Source organism: Adlercreutzia sp. CNCM I-6207, assembly GCF_977072305.1.
In genome coordinates, this window is sequence record NZ_CDRVLZ010000004.1 from 79,403 (window position 1) to 96,663 (window position 17,261).

Consider the following 17,261-nt stretch of genomic DNA (forward strand, 5'->3'; position numbering starts at 1 on the left):
CAGCAACCGCAACGCCCAAGGAGAGACCGTGTCGCCGCGACAGTCCGATATCGCCGATATGAAGTGCTGACTTCTGCGCCTCGCTCAGAAACGTTGGCGCATGCCCGCCGTTCGGGTCGCTCAGCTCTTCAGCGAGGCTGGCGTCTACGACTACGTCACGGAGCTGTACGACCTGCTGCATCTGAGCAGCAACGAGCGCGCCCTCGACGACATCGAGACCTACCTTACCGCAAAAGGGTATTCGCTATGCTAGCTTTGAAAGACGATCTCATCCTCTACCACGGCAGTTACGCTTCCATCGAATGCCTTACGTTCGAGGGGAGCGAGCCCTATGGGATTTGACGAAGAGGCCGTGACCGACGAGCAGCGCGAAGCATGCGCCGTCGTGGTGATGCGAACCATGTTGGAAGACTGGTGCGACGACACCGGCATTCCCTTCGATGATGCGCTGGATGCCTTCGCCTCGTCGCGCACCTACGAGCTGCTGTTCGATTTCTCCTCGCGCCAGTGGGCCGAAGGCCCCGACAACCTCCGCTTCGTGTGGGAGCAGGAGAAGAAGAACGGCTAGCCGATCTACTCGGCCTCGCCCGGGTCCACTCTCGCCGAGGCCAACGGCGCACCACGGTAATATCTCCCATTACGTCCTGATTTGTGTAAGTTCTAACACTTTTACGTCCTTGTTTTTGCTGATTTTCACACTTTTACGTCCTTGTTTTTGTATAGTCGCAGAAAAGACGGACGAGGAGCCCTTTTCGAGGAATTCAAAGGGACGCTCACCGAGCAGTACGCGTGCCAAGAGCTTATAGCAAGCTGTGGGCTTGTCCCCTATTACTGGTCTGCCGAGAACTCCCGGGGAGAAGTGGACCTCCTCGTGCAGTCAGCGGGTACCGTCTACGCCATCGAGGTGAAAGCCGAGGAGAACCTGCGCGCCAAGAGTCTGCGCAGCTTCAAGGAGAAGTACTCGGAAGTTCAGGCCCGGCGCTTCTCGCTTTCCGACTACCGCGAGCAGAACTGGCTCACCAATGTCCCTCTCTACCTGATGGGGAACACGGGGCTTTGGTTGTAGCGACGAGGCTGCCCTTTAGACCGATATACTCACCAGCTCGTGATCCTCGATGCCGAAGGGATGCAGGCGGGCAAGGGCCGCCAGGGCATCGGACACCTCGGCGAAGGCGGCGGCCTCGGGGCTGCCCGGAAGGGCGCCGAGACCCCCGGGGATCATCTCGCCGCAGACGTCGCGCGCCTCCTCGGCCCAGCAGGCGGCCTCCGAGAGCAGCACGGCATCGTTGCGAACGAAGGCGGCCAGCGCCTCGATCATCTGCGGGTAGAGCACCGCCGTCTTCGAGCGGCGCGCGCAGCGGGCGAAATCGTCCACCCAGGTGAGCATATGGTCGCGCACGAAGGCCTCCTCGCCGCGCAGGGACACGGCCAGATCGCCCACGTTCCCCGCGCGCAACTCGGCGAGAGAGCGCTCGGCCTCATGGGCCATAAAGCCGCGCATGGTGGCGATATGGTCGTCGGGAATGCGCATGAGACGCGCAAGCTGAAGCCCGTGCTCGCGAAAGATGGCGCGCACGGCCAGGGTGTTCTCCTGGAAGACGGCCGCATCCTTCGTGCGGTAGGGCGATTCCATCGGCTGGCAGGGCAGCTCGCCCGGGCCAATGAACAGGCGCGTGTACTCGTCGCGGGCCTGCTCGGTCAGCACCGCGCCATCGACGCATTCTCCGAGGTTTTCCAAAAAGCGCCCGAGCCCCTTCATGGAAGGATCATCGCCGGCGTATTCCTCCACCACATCGCGGGTGGTCTCCGACAGCACGCATGCCACCACAGCCGCATCCGGCGTACCGCCGAACAGCTTGTGGAACAGCGTGTACAAATACGTGCGAGACAGAAGCAGCGCCTTCAGGTCGATGGACTCGCGACGCATGTTGACGACATCGGTCATGATGGTTCCCTCCTCTAGCAAAAGGGGCGGCCGCACCGACCGCCCCAGCAGCATTCGCGTTTACAGAACGACCGGGTTGAAGTCCTCGAGCAGGGCCCCGCGGCTGGCGCCGATGAGGATGTTCGGGGTCGTCGTGGCGGCCGGTTCGGTGCAGGGCAGCTCGCTCACCGCGTCGGGATGGGTGGCGCGCAAATCGTCCATTTCGCTGAACTCGATGGCGCGCATGGGGCACGCCTCCACGCACACCGGCTCATGGCCCGCCTCGCGCAGCGCCCGGCAGGTGTCGCACTTCTGGACGATCTTGTCCTCCTCGATGAACTGCGGCGCACCATAGGGACACGAGTTCACGCAGGTCTGGCAACCGATGCAGGCCTCGTCGTCGTGCTGCACCGTACCGTCGTCGTCCTTGTACATGGCGCCCGTGGGGCAATTCGCCACGCAGGCCGGGCTCTCGCAGTGGTTGCAGGAGAGGTTCAGGTGGAACATGGCCACCTCCGGGTACGTCCCGCATTCGAAGGTGTCCACCCGGCGCAGGCGGGGGCCCGCCACCTGGATGTCGCGACGATCCTTGCAGGCCACCTGGCAGGTCTTGCAGCCGATGCAGCTGGCCAGGTCAACGTAAAATCCCAAGCTCATGACTTAAGCCTCCTGTCCGTTGTCGGCACCGGGCACCATATAGGCGGCCGTGCCCTCAGCATCTATACCCGCGGCCAGAAACGGCCCGCGCTCGAAGTCTTCCACCAACGGCTCACCGTCGTACTTCTCGATCTCGATGAGCAGGCTGTTGTAGCCGTCCACCTGGGGGAAGTAGTTCGACTGCAGGCCATCGGAGAGCATCTGCTCGCTGCCGCCGCGGTCGATGATGTTCTCGGGGTCGGACTCGTCGAACACCGAGTGCACACCGTGGGGAATGCCCACCACGCCGGGCATGTAGCCCTGCATGGGCTGGGCGATTCTCAGCATGCTGCCGAAATCGTTGAAACAGCGCACCGTGTCGCCGGCTTTGATGCCACGGGCCTCGGCGTCTTCCACGCTCATGAACACCGGGTTGCGGAAGGCCTCCTGGGTCCAGGTCATGTTGTCGTAGCAGGTGTGGGCGCGGCGCATGTAGTGCGGCGTGTAGGCCTGCAGCGGGTAGGCGCCCTTTTCCTTGGCCTCCCAGTTGGCGAATGTCTCCTGGTAGCCGCGGCGCGGCACGAAGTAGTTCGCGTAGGGCTTGATGGGTTCGTCGTTAAGCCCGATGCGGTTCACATTGTCGGCCTTGTACTGGCAGTAGATCTCCAGCTTGCCGGACACCGACGGGCGCGGCCAGGCGGCGTCGGCCACGACGACCGACTCGCCATCTTCGCCAATGCCCAGCTTGTCATCACGATAGCCCACGTAGTTGCGCGGATCGCCCTCCGAGCGCTCCACCACGTAGCTTCCGTCTGCCATGAACTGGTCGAAGGCGACCTTGCCCTCTTGGGCCGGGTAGCTCGCGTGGTACTTCTCGTTGTCGGCCTCGGTCCAGGTGATGACTGGCTCCCACTTCGTGGCGTCCTCATTCAGCACGCGCATGCCGAGGAAGTAGCCGAACCACTGATCGTAGTTGCTCTTCGGGTAGGCGTCATCCGGGTTGTACCCCATGCGCTCGATGATCTCGCGGAAGACGCGCTTCTCCTCGCGGGCCTCGTACATCGGCTTCACCAGGGGTTTCCAAGCGAGCAGGGCGTCCTTGCGCTGCTTCTGGCCGTTGCCGTCGCCGAAGGGGCTCGGCCAGGACAGCTCGCCCCAACTCTCGTCGTCGTTGCCCTCCCAGTGGGTGCACACCGGCAGGATGATGTCGGCGAACTGAGCCGTGAGCGAGAACTTGATCTCGAAGGACACGCAGGTGTCGGCGGCGCGCATCACCTTGATGGCCGTGGACAGGTTGCCGCGCGTCTGCATAAAGTTCGAGTTCGTCTGCACGAGCAGGCGCGGGTTCACCGGCATCTCGCGGGCCTCATGGTAGACCGGCGTGTTGGCGCGCAGCTTCGTCGGATCGCCCACCACGTCGCTGGAGCCGAGGTCGTAGGGGCCTTCCGAGGAGGACAGATACTTGCCGTCGGCCAGCGAGCTCCACCAGGAATTGCCCTCGATATTGCGGTTGGGGCCCGTGGCGGCGGGGCTGCCCACCAGGTTGTCCACGTAGCCGTAATCGCCGCCGACGTGCTGGATGAGCCGGTAGCCCGAGTCGCCCGCATCCCACGTGTAGATGGCCGCCGAACCATGGCCGCTCTTGCCGAAGTGCCCGCCCAAGGCCGACACCGTCATGAAGGCCTGGGAGAGGTTCTCGGCGCCCAGGTAGCGAGAGGCGGCGTAGCTGTGCAGGAACATGACGGCGTTGTTCTTGCCGGCCATCTCGGCGTACCAAGTGATGTCCTCGACCGGCGTGCCGCAGATCTCCGTCGCCCATTCCGGCGTCTTCGGCGTGTTGTCGTAGGCGCCCAGCAGATAGTCGCGGAAGTTCTCGTCGGTGGTGGCGTCGGCGGGCATGGTCTCCGGCGTGAAGCCCACGGTACGCTCGTTCACGAAGTCCCAATCGATGATGTCGCCGCGCTCCTCGTCGAGCCGCACCATCTCGTAGGCCACGGCTAGGAGGAAGGCCGTGTCGGTGCCGGGGCGCACGCGGATCCAGCGGGCGTCCATGGCGGCGGCGGTGGCGTTGTAGTCGGGGCCGACGAACACGAACTTGACCCCGGCCTTCTGCGCGTTCTTCAGCCAATACATGGAGGAGTGCTGCGACCAGGCCGGATTGCAGCCGTACAGCACGATGGTGTCGGCGTTGGGCAGATCGTACTTGTCCGGCGCCATCATGAGGTCGGGATGGTCGCCGTGGGAGTACATGCCCAGCGCCTCCGTTTGGAAGGCCCAGCAGCCGAAGGACTCGCACTCGGTGTTGTACACTGCGCCGCCGATGACCGGGAACATGGCGGAGCCGGGGGCCCAGCGCCAGCCGTTGCAGACGACGGCGTCCTGGCCGTACTCCGCGTAGACGCGCTTCAGCTCGTCGGTCACGAGGGTCAGTGCCTCATCCCAGCTGATGCGCTCCCACTCGTCCTTGCCGCGCAGCTCGCCGTGAGCGTTCTCGCCGCCGCCCGGCTGTCAGCTCTTGCGCTTCATGGGGTACTTGATGCGGTCGGCGTTGTACACCTGCTGGCGCAGGGAGCGCCCGCGCAGGCAGCCGCGCTGCTGGGGGCAGTCGAAACTGTCCGCATGGGAGTCGTCGGTCTTCTGGCGCACCACGACGCCGTCCACCACGTACCCCATGTTCAGGCACATCTGGTTGCAGTTCTGGTGGCAATGGATAGGCATCCACTCGCCCTTGCCCTCGATGATGGCGGCGTCGCTGGCCACCTTATGGGTCGTCGCGCCGGCACTCCCGCCGGTCTCGGCCATGTCGGTGGCCGTGCTCGGCGCGCAGCCCGCAAGCCCGACCGCCGCCGTGGCGGCGGACGCCTTCAAGAAATCGCGACGCTTCATGCCCTTGTCCAATAGAGCCATGAACATCACCCTCCTCTTCTCGTGTCTTCTCTGACAGCTCGAATCATACGGAGGGCACCCCTTCCATAGGTAATGCTTATATTGTAATCTTGTAAATGCTTGAAAGGCATGCAGGATGTGCCAGACCCAATCTCGCCTGGCGTAATAGACGCGGACAGCGCGGCAGCCGAGCACGCCGGGGAATCGAAGGGGGAACCATGGAACTGAGAACGCTCCGCTATTTCGTCACCGTCGTCCGCGAGGGCTCCATCACCGCGGCGGCCAAGTCATTGCACGTCACCCAGCCGACGCTCTCGCGCCAGCTGGCCGCTTTGGAAGACGAGCTGGGGCACCTTCTGTATCAGCGCAACCGCAAAGGCATCGAGCTCACCGAGCAGGGCGTCATCCTGCGCCGCTACGCCGAGTCCATCCTCGCTTTGGCTGACAAGGCCGAGGAGGAGATCGCCCTTCCCACCCATTCCATCGCCGGTAAGGTGCACATCGCCGCCGGCGAGACCCAGGCCATGGAGCTTGTCGCCGAGGCCATGAAGCGCACGAGCGCCGCCTACCCCGGCATCACCTTCGAGCTGTACAGCGGCACCTCGGCCGACCTCATGGACAACTTCGTCCGCGGCTTCTACGACTTCCTTCTGGAATGCGAGCTGCGCAGCCATGTGGACATGCACACCTTGCGCCTACCCCACACCGACACGTGGGGTCTCCTTGTCCGCCGCGACAACCCCCTGGCAGCAAAGGCGGCCGTCATGCCCGAGGATCTGCTGGACCAGCCGCTCATCAGCTCGCGCCAAGGCGTGAAGGTGGGCGTGCTCGGCCAATGGCTGGGAGACTTGGCCGACGAGATGGACGTGCGCGCCACCTACAACCTGCCACTGAACGCCAAGTTCCTCGTGCGGCAGGGCATCGGCAGCGCGTTCACCTATCGCGGCCTGTTCGAGGCCAACGAGCTGAACGACTTGGCTTTCGTACCGCTGTCCCCCACCCTGGAATCCACCCAGGGCCTCGTCTGGCGCAAGACCCTCCCCACCCGCCAAGCCCAAGCTTTTTTGGATACGTTGAAGGGCCTCTGCGCCGAGCGCGATTTCGAAAATCCGCCGGCAGATGCCAGTTGAGGGCAGAAATGGCGCGACGCGCCTTCCCAACGCCGGCCATTTCAAGGTTGAACTGGCATTTTCAACCATTTCGGCCCTGAACTGGCACCTTCCATCGGCCATTTCTGCGTCGAAGTGGCATTAGCCCGCCCGAATGCTGAAGACTCCGAAGTTCGCCGGCTCGTTTAGCAGCCGAAGAGCTCCTCCGTCTTTTCCATGCGCTCGATGATCGGCACGTCGAAGGGGCAGCGGGGCTCGCAGTCGCCGCAGGCGATGCAGGCGCCGGCCGTGACGTCCATGGCCTTGTAGTGGGCCGCCACCGAGGCGGGCACCTCGCCCGCCATCTCGGCCAAGTCGGCGAACTTGTTGGAAAGTGCGATGTTGATGCCCACCGTGCACGGCGCGCAGTGGCCGCAGTAGGTGCACTGGCCCATGTAGGCGTGCTTGGGCGCCCCGGCCAGCACGCTCGCGTAGTCGCGCTCGGCGGCGGTGGCGCCCTCGTAGGCCAAGGCCTCTTTCAACTGTTCCACGGTTTCCACGCCCACCATGACGCTCGCCACCGCGGGGCGCGTGAGCGCGTAGTGGATGCACTGCACCGGCGTGAGCGCCACCCCGAAGGGCGACGCGTCGGCGGAAAGCAGGCGCCCGCCCGCGTAGCCCTTCATCACCGTGAGGGCCACATCCTTCTCCTCGGCCCGGGCGTACAGGCGAGCGCGCACGGGTTCGATGCCATCGCCGGCCACGTTCTCGTAGTCGCCGAACAGATCTTCCAAATCCTCGGAGGCCGGCATCATGTCGAAGGCCGGGTTCAGCGAGAACATGATGACCTCGATCTCCGGCTCATCGCAAGCGAGCAGCGCCACCTCGGGGTTGTGGGTGGAAAGGCCGATGTGCCCGATCTTGCCCGCAGCCAGAAGTTCGCGCACGTATTCGATGAAGGGGCCGTCCATGATGGCGCGGAACTCGTCGCAGGCGTCCACGTAGTGGATCATGCCCAGTTCGACGTGGTCGGTGCGCAGGCGCGCCAGCAAGTCCTCGAAGGCCGGGCGCACGTGGTTCAGCTCGCGGGTGCGCACGTACTGGCCGTCCTGCCAGGTACTGCCGATGTGGCCCTGGATGATCCACTGATCGCGCGTCGGCTCAAGCGCCTCGCCGAGGGCCGAACGCACCGCCGGGTCGCTCATCCAGCAGTCCACGATGTTCACGCCGGCCGCGGCGCCCCGGGCGGCCATGGCGTTCACCTCGGCCTGCTCCATCTTGCCGATCCACTCGGCGCCGAACCCGATAACACTCGCCTTCAGGCCCGTGCGGCCCAATTTCCGATACTCCATGGCACGTCCTCTCTTCTTCGCAAACCCTATGCTGCCGCGACGTTCTTCTTCGATCATCTTGCCTTATCGCGACCTTCTCATTCCCCGCTTCCCCCATTAAAGCATTTAGAGCTAACTCCAAGGAAAGGGAACTCCGTGAAGCCCTTCTGCATTCTCGGCCATTGACACCTTCTCGGAAGACGACGGGCGTACACTGGCGCCATCAGGCCGGCTGCGGCCGCAGGCAGGCATTTCGGCCGCTCATCTGGCCGCTCGCCTACGCCGACGCCCGCGCACGCCGACCATTCATCTAGCGCTGAAGGAGGCGCCCATGCTGAACCATTTCTGCAAGAAACCACTTTGGGAGTGCACGCAAACCCTGGCCGCCGTGGCCCAGGGACGCCAACCCGCCGACACGGTGATCACGGGCGCGCGGCTCGTGAACGTGTGCACGGCCGAAGTGCAAGACGACATCGACGTGGCCATCGCGGAGGGCCGCATCGCCTATGTGGGGCAAAGCGCCGCCCATTGCATCGGCGAGGACACCCGCGTCATCGACGCCGCCGGCCAGGTGATTGCCCCGGGCTTTCTAGACGGGCACATCCACGTGGAGTCCTCCATGATCGGCGCCGGCGAGTACGCCCGGGCCGTTATCCCCCACGGCACGGTGGGCATTTACTGGGATCCCCACGAGGTGTGCAATGTGCTCGGCCTTGAAGGGGTGCAGGTGATGATGGAGGACGCTGCGCGCACGCCGCTGAAGGCCATGGTGACCACACCTTCCTGTGTGCCGGCCGTGCCCGGCTTCGAGGACACGGGCGCTGCCGTCGGCCCCGCCGAGATCGCCGATTCCATGACCTGGGACGGCGTGGTGGGCCTCGGCGAGATGATGAACTTCCCCGGTGTGCTGGCGGGCACCGATCACGCCCACGGCGAAGTGGCCGCCACCCTCGCCGCCGACAAGGTGGTCACGGGCCACTACTCCATCCCCGAGACCGACCAGGGGCTGAACGCCTACGTCGCCAGCGGCGTGCGCTGCTGCCACGAGTCGACCCGCGCCGAGGACGCGCTGGCCAAGATGCGCCTCGGCCAGTACGCCCAGCTGCGCTACGGCTCGGCCTGGCTCGACCTGCCGAACCTGGCGGCGGCCATCACCGAGACCGACATCGACACGCTCTTCGCAAACCTCATCTCCGACGACACGCACCCGCACACGCTCGTGGCCAACGGGCACCTCGACTACATCCTGCGCAAGGCCGTGGAATGCGGCATCGACGCGGTGCGCGCCATCCAGATGATGACCATCAACACCGCCACCTGCTTCCGCATGGACAACGAGCTGGGCTCCATCACCCCGGGCAAGTGCGCCGACATCGTGTTTTTGGACAACCTGGAGGATTTGAACGTCACCCGCGTGCTCATCGACGGCGACGTGGTGGCCGAAAACGGCGCGTGCACCTTCCCGCTTCCGCCTTTCGAATACCCGGCGTGGGTGACCCACTCCATGCACCTGGGGCGCGCCATCGCACCCGAGACGTTCCGCGTGGAAGCACCCACCGACGCCGCCGAGGGTGACGCGGTATGCGTGCGCGTCATCGAAGTGCTGCCCGGATCGGTGCCCGACCGCGAGGTTCGCGCCGCGCTCACCGTGACGGACGGCGCCCTGGAAAGCGATCTTGACCAGGACGTGCTGAAGACCTTCGTCTTCGAGCGCCACCACGAGACGGGCACCTTCGGCGTCGGGTTCACCAAGGGCTTCGGCATCAAGCGCGGTGCCATGGCCTCCACGGTGGCCCACGACGCCCACAACCTGCTCGTAGTGGGCACCAACGATGCGGACATGGCGCTGGCGGCCAATACGCTCGCCGAGGTGGGCGGCGGCATGGTCGTCGTGGCCGACGGCGAGGTGCTCGGCCTCGTGGAGCTGCCCATCGCCGGCCTCATGAACGACCTGGACGCCCCCGCTATGAGCGAGAAGGTGCATCATCTGGAAAAGACCTGGGCCGAGATCGGCTGCACCATGCCCTCCCCCTTCATGACCATGGCGCTCATTCCGCTCGCCTGCCTGCCGGAACTGCGCCTCACCAATCGCGGCCTGGTGGACTGCACCACCTTCCAATTCGTCGATTTGGTGGTGGACGAAAACTAGCCGCGCAACGTGCCATTGCCCCATGCGACGCAGGGCGGCTCCTCTTTACTGGGGCCGTCCCTCTTTGGCGGGATTGTTCCTCTTCGCGAGGGCCGCCCCCCGCTAAAGCGCGTCGGTGTCAAGCACCACCGTGAACGGCCCGTGGTTCACAAGCGCCACGTCCATCATGGCTCCGAACTCGCCTGTCGCCACCGTGAAGCCGTCGGCTCGGGCCATCGCAGCAAAGTGCTCGTACAGCCGCCGGGCGATAGCTGGCTCGGCCGCGTCTGTGAACGAGGGACGATTCCCCTTGCGGCAGTTCGCGTACAGCGTGAACTGGCTCACCACGAGCACTTCCCCACCCACATCGGCCAAGCTCAGGTTCGTCTTGCCCTGGGCGTCTTCGAAAACGCGCATCTTGGCGATCTTGCGCCACAGCCGCTCCGCCTCGGCCTCGGTGTCGCCGTGGCCCACGCCCAGAAGAATGGCGTACCCCTTCCCAATGGCACCGACCACGCGACCCTCCACCGTCACCGACGCCTCGCTCACGCATTGCACTACCGCTCGCATAGCCGCTCTCCTCTCTTCATGTTTTCCTCAGCACTAAGATATGCTCGCATAGCACCTCGCTCTTGAAGCATTTTCCAGACAAAGATACTTCGCACGTACCAACTGCTCTAATCCGGCGAATCTTGCACTCGACATTGTGCAAGAATTTCGACTTGTTAGCTATCCTCGACGGCAAGATAAATCCAGCTGTCCCCATCTGCAATCAGAATACACGTTTTGCGATAATACCTCCCTGGATTTTGTTAGCCTTCCGCTGCTTGAACCGCAAACCAATCAACGCAGAGTCTAACAACTCGAAAAAAGCCCTCATTTCCAGCACCAAGATCGTCTGACAACCGCTCTCCTTCCCAAGCCAAGCCATGCGGGTAATCTTGGATTGTGCACAGGCGCAGTCGGTGGTATGTTCTATTGCAACAAGACAGCTCCGAAGAGGCAATGGCGTATCTGCTGCCAACTCGCCGCGATAGCAACAAAAGGAACAATCCCGTGATCATTGGAATTACAACAACGCTGAACGAGGCCGATGGCTTTCAGCGTGTGAATGTGGAATATATCAACCGCGTGGCAGCTACCGGGGCCGTGCCCATTCTCCTCACCCCCATCGCCGGGGGCGCCGAGGCAAACCGAGAGCACGCCCGCCACGTCATCGAGCTGGTGGACGGCCTGCTCATCACCGGAGGCGGCGACGTGCATCCGCGCTACTACGTGCCCGACCCGGCCAAGAATCGCGATGCACTGGGCCTCGATGATCTTGCGGCCATGGGCTGCGGCTCCTCCTCCCACTGCCGCTCCACAGGAGCAAAAGTTCCCTTCTGCGGCCATTACGTACCCGACCGCACCTTCGAAGAGGCCATGGATGGCACCTCGGCCGTGGAAACGGTGGAGTCCCTGGACGGCCGCGACGTGCTGTCTGCCACGGGACGCCCGCCCATCCCCTGCCTGGACGGTTTGCTCGCCGTCTGCGAGGATCGCGACGGCTTCGAGCTGGAGCTCGCCCGCCTCGCCCATGAGCGCAGCCTGCCCACCTTGGGCATTTGCCGCGGCATGCAGGTCATGAACGTGGCTCTCGGCGGCAGCCTCTACCGCGACCTGTACAACTGCGGCGTCACCGAAAAGCAGCATCGCCAGAACCCGCCCTATTACGGCATATCCCACAAGGTCACCATCGCCAAGGGCAGCTTGCTGGAATCGGTGGTGAGCGCATCGGGGGATTTCGAGGTGAACTCCATGCACCACCAGGGCGTCGACCATGTGGCCCCCGCCCTGCTTGTCGCCGCCCGCTCCGAGGATCGGGTGGTGGAAGCGGTGGAGGATCCTGCGAAGCCCTTTTTCCTGGGAGTGCAATGGCATCCGGAATACCTCGATCGCCACCACGGCCTGTTCAACGCCTTAGCCGCCGCAGCCCACCACCGCGACGCACGGAGCTCATAACCTCCTGCCTGCAAAAAACATTTCTCTTTTTGGTCACAAAGTCGAGTTCTGGGTTTCTGGAGCACAGATTTACCCTAATATTCACCGCGTTTAAGCGCTTGAATAATACCGTAATTAACGTTATCCAACTAATTCGAAGATGCCGAGCGCCATATTAGGGCTCAGAAAAACCCAGAACTCGACTTTGTGACCATTATCTCTAAAACTTTTGCAAGGTGCCCATGGAATCACGCGATAAAGAGCAAGACGTCTTTCTTCCGTTCCCCGAGCCCCTGCGCGAGGGCATTATTCTCGCGCGGCCGAACCGGTTCATCATGGACGTCGACTTCGGAACCTCCGACGAAGGCAGCGCGCCATCGGGCATCGTGCGCTGCCACTGCCCGGCGGTATCGCGCATCGGCGGCCTGGACTTGGCGGGGCGCCCGTGCCTTGTGTCCGACTCCCGCAACCCCAAGCGCAAGATGCCGCTCACGGTGGAGGCCTTCTCGCTGCAGCAGCCGGACGATCCCGACAAGCGCTGGATCGGCATCAACCAGAACGCGTCGAACCGCTACGTGGAGCACTTCCTACGCGAGGGCGCATTCGCAGCCATAACCGGCCCCGTTCGCACGGTACGCCGTGAGGTGCCTTTAGGCGACTCGCGCCTCGATTTCCTCGTGAACGACGACTTGTATTTGGAAGTGAAGACGCCGCTCGTGCAGATGCAGACGGACATCCCGCCTTACGTGCCGCGGCTGCCCGAGGCGCCCTTCAGCTCCACCGAGCGCTCCCTGCGCCATTTGCGCGAGTTGGCCGCGTCGCTGGCCGACCACGAGCGGGCCGCCATCCTCTACTGCCTCTACTACGACAACTTCGGGTTCCGCTTCTACCACGGCACCACCTACGAGGAAGTGCTCGCCACGGTGGACGCCTGCCGGGAAGCCGGCGTGGAGCTCTGGCAGGCCGACTTCGAAGTGACCCCCGAGGGCGTGACTCTCAAACGCTATTATGAGCTGGAAGAGTGGTAGGCGGCGTGGTCGGGCACGTAGCCGCGGTCATCCGGCACGAAGAAGATGAACACGAGCGAGCTTATCAGGAGGAAGAACGGGTAGAACAGAAATGGCATGATCTGGAAAGCCGACACCTGAAAGCCCAGCTCCGTGCAGGCCGAGATGGCCACGAGCATCTGGGCGCCGTAGGGGATGACTCCCTGGAACACGCAGGAGAACGTGTCCAGGATGGAGGCCGTCTTGCGCCTTGAAACGTTGTACGTCTCGGCCATCTCGTGGGCGATGGGGTTCGCCATCACGATGGCCACGGTGTTGTTAGCGGTGGCGATGTCCATGGCGCCCACGAGCAGCCCCATGCCGAGCTGGCCGCCCTTCCGGCTGCGGAACAGGCGCTTGATGCCGTTCAACAGAGCCACGAAGCCGCCGTTCTCGCGAATGAGCGCGCAGATGGCACTCACGAGCACCGCCACCATAGTCGTCTCGAACATGCCGGCGGCGCCGGTGCCCATGTTGCCGAGCAGATCGGTGGCGGCCACGGCGCCCTCGGCCACCACAATGATAGAGCCGGACAGAATGCCGAGCAAAAGCACGATGAACACGTTGATGCCCACAATGCCGCCCACAAGAACGATGAGGTACGGGATGAGCTCCAGCAGGTTGTAATCGTTTTGCACCGTGCCGGAGATGTCGGTGCCCAGCGACAGCACCAGAATGATCACCAGCGTCACCAGCGCCGCCGGCAAAGCGATCTTGAAGTTCTCCCGGAACTTGTCCTTCATTTGGCAACCTTGTCCCTGGCAGGCGGCAATGGTGGTGTCGGAGATGAACGACAGGTTGTCGCCGAACATGGCACCGCCCATGACCGAGGCCACACACAGCGGCAGGCTGAACCCCGAGGCCGCCGCCACCGCCACGGCGATAGGCGTGATGAGCGTGATGGTGCCCACCGACGTGCCCATCGAAAGCGATACGAAGCAGCTCACCACGAACAGAACGGCCACGGAGTACTCGGCGGGAATGACCGACAGCATGAGGTAGGCCACCGACTCGGCGGAATCACGTCCCACGGTGCCAACGAACACGCCGGCCGCCATGAAGATGAGGATCATGGTGACGATGGTCTTGTCCCCGATGCCTCGGCCCATGACGACGAGCTTGTCGTCAAAGGAAAGGCTGCGATTCTGGAAGCACGCCACCAGAAGCGCCACCAAAAAGATCACCACGATGGGGATGTTGTAGAACCCCATGGAAATGCCCATGCCGTACTCGAACAGAATGCCGAGCCCCAGATACAGCACGAGGAATACCCCGATGGGCAGAAGCGCCGCCACATTTCCCTTTTTCACGTTGCACCCTAACTCTCATAAGCGCATCCCTGCGCGCTGGACGCCGCTTCCGGAACGGCGGATCTGCAAGGCTCCAACCTGCCCACGACCCGCCTTCCGCACCAACAGCTCCTTGTTTCAGTAAGCGCCTATACTACACCACGGGAACCGCTGCCGATGCGTCATCTTCGATGCGCGGGTCTTACTTATAATAGATGGCGAACGATCGCGCCGTCAGAACGGACACCCCATGACCGATACCGCCAAGAACTCCGCCGCTGCCGAAGAGGGCGTCTACGAGACGCCCGAGGACATCGCCGCCGAAGCCGCAAAAACCGCCGAGCGCGCCGCCCGCGCCGACGCCGACAGCCCCATCGCCCCCGTGGATCCCTTCGAGCCGGGCTCGCTGGGTTGGCTCCTTCCCTGGGCCGAGACCGGCGAGGGCGACGTGCTCACGCCTGACGAGGCGCTGGAGGTATTCTTGGAATGGGTGGACGCCCGCGGCATGGAGCTGTGGCCCCACCAGGAGGACGCGCTCATGGACTTGGCCGTGGGCGACTCGGTGATTCTGGGCACGCCCACGGGCTCTGGCAAGTCCATGGTGGCCTTGGGGCTCTGCTTCATGGCCGTGGCCACGGGGCGCACTGCCTACTACACCGCCCCCATCAAGGCGCTCGTGTCCGAGAAGTTCTTCGACATGGTGGACATCCTCGGCCGCGAGAACGTGGGCATGATCACGGGGGACTCCACCATCAACACCGAGGCGCCGGTCATCTGCTGCACGGCGGAGATCCTCGCGAACCAGGCCCTGCGCGAAGGGCCCGCGTCGAAGGTGGCCTGCGTGGTGATGGACGAGTTCCACTTCTACGCCGATCCCGATCGCGGCTGGGCCTGGCAGGTGCCGCTGCTCACGCTGCCGAATGCGCAGTTCCTGCTGATGAGCGCCACCCTCGGCGACGTGAGCGACATCGCGAGCGCGCTGGAAGAGCGCACCGGCCGGCCCGTCGACCTGGTGACCGACGCGCCTCGCCCCGTGCCGCTGTCCTACGACTACACCTTCGAAACCCTGGAAGCCACCGTGGAGCTGGGTCTGCGCGCCGGCGAGGCACCCATGTACATCGTGCACTTCTCCCAGGACGAGGCGCTGAAGAACGCCCGGGCGCTGGCCAGCTACGGCGTGTCGGACAAGGCCCAGCGCGAGGAAATCAAGCAGGCCATGAAGGGCACGAAGTTCACGACCCCCTTCGGCAAGATCCTGCAGCGGCTGCTCGCCGCCGGCGTGGGCGTGCACCATGCGGGCATGCTGCCGCGCTACCGCCTGCTCGTGGAACGCCTCGCCCAGCAGGGGCTGCTCCCGGTCATCTGCGGTACCGACACGCTCGGCGTGGGCATCAACGTGCCCATCCACACGGTGGTGCTCACCCAGCTCACCAAGTTCGACGGCACCAAGATGCGCCGTTTGCGCTCCCGCGAGTTCCACCAGATCGTGGGCCGCGCGGGACGGGCCGGCTTCGACACCGAGGGCATGGTGGTGGCGCTGGCCCCCGAGCATGAGATCGAGAACCACAAGGCGATGCTCAAGGCCGGCGACGACCCGAAAAAGCAGCGTCGCGTGAAGAAAAAGCAGCCGCCCGAGGGCTTCGTCAGCTGGAACAAGCAGACCTTCGAGCACCTCATCGAGAAGCCGCCGGAGAAGCTGACGCCCCGCATGCGCATCACCCATTCCATGGTGCTGTCCGTGGTGTCGCGCGGAGGCGACGCCTGGGCCAACGTGCATACGCTCATCGCTGATTCGGCCCAAACCCCCGAGGAGAAGATCAAGCTGAACGCGCGGGCCGACGAGATATTCGCCACGCTTTTGGAAGCAGGCGTGGTGGTGCGCGGCGAGGACGCCGAAGGTCGGCCGTCCTACGAGCTTACCGTGGAACTGCCCGAGGATTTCGCCCTGGATCAGCCCCTTTCGCCCTTCCTGCTGGCGGCGCTCGACTTGCTGGATCCGGAAAGCCCCGACTACGCCCTGGACGTCATCTCGCTCGTGGAGGCCACCCTGGAAAACCCCGCCAAGGTGCTGCGGGCTCAGGAGCGCAAAGCGCGCGACGCGGCCATGGCCGAGATGAAGGCCGACGGCGTGGAATACGAGGAGCGCTTGGAGCGGCTGGCCGAGATCACCTACCCCAAGCCCTTGGAAGAGCTGCTCGCCCGCGCCTTCGAGCTGTACTGCCAGGGCGTGCCGTGGGCCCGCGATTACGAGCTGTTGCCGAAGAGCGTGCTGCGCGACATGGTGGAGACGGCGAGCGATTTCAAGACCTACATCGGCCGCTACGGCATCGCGAAGTCGGAGGGGACGCTTCTGCGCTACCTGTCCGACGCCTTCCGCGTGCTCGTGCGCACGTTACCGCCCGATCGGCTGGACGATCGGCTGCGCGATATCATCGCCTGGCTCGGCTTCATGGTGCGCACCACCGACTCGTCGCTGGTGGACGCGTGGGAGAGCGCCGGCGAGCTGCCCGAGGCCGGCGCGCCCCCGCAGGCGGCCGATGCCGTGGTGGCCGACCGCCACGGCATGGAAGTCATGGTGCGCAACGCACTCTTCGCCCGCGTGCGCCTGGCCGCACTCGATCGCACTCGCGAGCTGGGCAACCTGGACGAGGACTGGGGCATGAGCGAGCGCGCGTGGAATGCGGCGTTGGACGACTACTTCGCCGAGCACAACGAGATCCGCCTCGATGGCGACGCGCGGTCCGCCGCCTATCTGATGATCGACGAGAGCCCCGAGCAGGAATCGCACGCCTGGCACGTCCGTCAGATATTCCTGGACGAGGAAGACGCCGGCGACTTCCGCATAGAAGCCGATGTCGACCTAGACGCCACCCAAGAGCAGGGCGAAGTCATCTTCCGCAACTACCGCGTAGGCTTTGTGGAGGATTTGGCGGAGTAAGCACACCTGCGCCCC

The 17,261-nt window shown here is 64.1% G+C and carries 15 protein-coding genes; 8 read left to right on the forward strand and 7 right to left on the reverse strand.

Annotated features, from left to right (window positions below):
• The first annotated feature begins 73 nt into the window (after positions 1–73).
• The 3 genes from ACW4QM_RS03325 to ACW4QM_RS03335 all read left to right on the forward strand — a co-directional run bounded on the left by ACW4QM_RS03325 (position 74) and on the right by ACW4QM_RS03335 (position 1,066).
• Positions 74–253 carry a DUF3791 domain-containing protein gene (locus ACW4QM_RS03325; protein WP_302148120.1) on the forward strand — a complete coding sequence of 60 codons (180 nt, stop codon included), beginning with the start codon at positions 74–76 and terminating at the stop codon, positions 251–253.
• A gap of 78 nt (positions 254–331) precedes the next feature.
• Positions 332–568: a hypothetical protein gene (locus ACW4QM_RS03330; protein ID WP_161127636.1), complete on the forward strand. Its 237-nt coding sequence runs from the start codon at positions 332–334 to the stop codon at positions 566–568.
• A 147-nt stretch (positions 569–715) separates the two neighbouring features.
• Entirely contained in the window at positions 716–1,066 is a 351-nt protein-coding gene (locus tag ACW4QM_RS03335) for a DUF4143 domain-containing protein (protein ID WP_237418811.1), read from the forward strand.
• A 15-nt stretch (positions 1,067–1,081) separates the two neighbouring features.
• Here ACW4QM_RS03335 and ACW4QM_RS03340 read toward each other — a convergent pair whose 3' ends face one another.
• The 4 genes from ACW4QM_RS03340 to ACW4QM_RS03355 are packed head-to-tail and all read right to left on the reverse strand — an operon-like array spanning position 1,082 to position 5,467.
• On the reverse strand, positions 1,082–1,945 hold the full coding sequence (locus tag ACW4QM_RS03340) for a TorD/DmsD family molecular chaperone (protein ID WP_161127634.1): 864 nt from the start codon (positions 1,943–1,945) through the stop codon (positions 1,082–1,084).
• 60 nt (positions 1,946–2,005) lie between these two features.
• On the reverse strand, positions 2,006–2,581 hold the full coding sequence (locus ACW4QM_RS03345; protein ID WP_161127633.1) for a 4Fe-4S dicluster domain-containing protein: 576 nt from the start codon (positions 2,579–2,581) through the stop codon (positions 2,006–2,008).
• Between the two features lie 3 nt (positions 2,582–2,584).
• A complete protein-coding gene (locus ACW4QM_RS03350; RefSeq protein WP_272918769.1) occupies positions 2,585–5,035 on the reverse strand; it encodes a molybdopterin-containing oxidoreductase family protein in 2,451 nt (816 codons plus the stop codon).
• A 33-nt stretch (positions 5,036–5,068) separates the two neighbouring features.
• On the reverse strand, positions 5,069–5,467 hold the full coding sequence (locus ACW4QM_RS03355) for a twin-arginine translocation signal domain-containing protein (RefSeq protein WP_237418810.1): 399 nt from the start codon (positions 5,465–5,467) through the stop codon (positions 5,069–5,071).
• A gap of 197 nt (positions 5,468–5,664) precedes the next feature.
• On the opposite strand from ACW4QM_RS03355, the gene ACW4QM_RS03360 reads away from it, so the two are divergent.
• A complete protein-coding gene (locus ACW4QM_RS03360; RefSeq protein ID WP_161127632.1) occupies positions 5,665–6,576 on the forward strand; it encodes a LysR family transcriptional regulator in 912 nt (303 codons plus the stop codon).
• Positions 6,577–6,740: 164 nt separating this feature from the next.
• On the opposite strand, the gene ACW4QM_RS03365 is transcribed toward ACW4QM_RS03360, so the two are convergent.
• Positions 6,741–7,886: an aldo/keto reductase gene (locus tag ACW4QM_RS03365; protein ID WP_161127631.1), complete on the reverse strand. Its 1,146-nt coding sequence runs from the start codon at positions 7,884–7,886 to the stop codon at positions 6,741–6,743.
• Between the two features lie 310 nt (positions 7,887–8,196).
• Here ACW4QM_RS03365 and ade point away from each other — a divergent pair, with 310 nt between their 5' ends.
• Positions 8,197–10,014 carry an adenine deaminase gene (gene ade, locus ACW4QM_RS03370; protein WP_161127630.1) on the forward strand — a complete coding sequence of 606 codons (1,818 nt, stop codon included), beginning with the start codon at positions 8,197–8,199 and terminating at the stop codon, positions 10,012–10,014.
• Between the two features lie 102 nt (positions 10,015–10,116).
• Here ade and dtd read toward each other — a convergent pair whose 3' ends face one another.
• Positions 10,117–10,563, reverse strand: a complete 447-nt coding sequence (gene dtd, locus ACW4QM_RS03375) for a D-aminoacyl-tRNA deacylase (protein ID WP_161127629.1) — start codon at positions 10,561–10,563, stop codon at positions 10,117–10,119.
• A gap of 486 nt (positions 10,564–11,049) precedes the next feature.
• On the opposite strand from dtd, the gene ACW4QM_RS03380 reads away from it, so the two are divergent.
• Entirely contained in the window at positions 11,050–11,994 is a 945-nt protein-coding gene (locus ACW4QM_RS03380; protein ID WP_231699585.1) for a gamma-glutamyl-gamma-aminobutyrate hydrolase family protein, read from the forward strand.
• A 221-nt stretch (positions 11,995–12,215) separates the two neighbouring features.
• On the forward strand, positions 12,216–13,001 hold the full coding sequence (locus ACW4QM_RS03385) for a DNA/RNA nuclease SfsA (RefSeq protein WP_161127627.1): 786 nt from the start codon (positions 12,216–12,218) through the stop codon (positions 12,999–13,001).
• Here ACW4QM_RS03385 and ACW4QM_RS03390 read toward each other — a convergent pair.
• Positions 12,980–14,329 (reverse strand): Na+/H+ antiporter NhaC family protein, encoded by a 1,350-nt coding sequence (locus tag ACW4QM_RS03390; protein WP_161127626.1) that lies wholly within the window; start codon positions 14,327–14,329, stop codon positions 12,980–12,982. The genes ACW4QM_RS03385 and ACW4QM_RS03390 overlap by 22 nt on opposite strands.
• A gap of 229 nt (positions 14,330–14,558) precedes the next feature.
• Here ACW4QM_RS03390 and ACW4QM_RS03395 point away from each other — a divergent pair, with 229 nt between their 5' ends.
• Positions 14,559–17,246, forward strand: coding sequence for a DEAD/DEAH box helicase (locus tag ACW4QM_RS03395; protein ID WP_161127625.1), 2,688 nt, complete (start codon positions 14,559–14,561; stop codon positions 17,244–17,246).
• Positions 17,247–17,261: the final 15 nt, after the last annotated feature.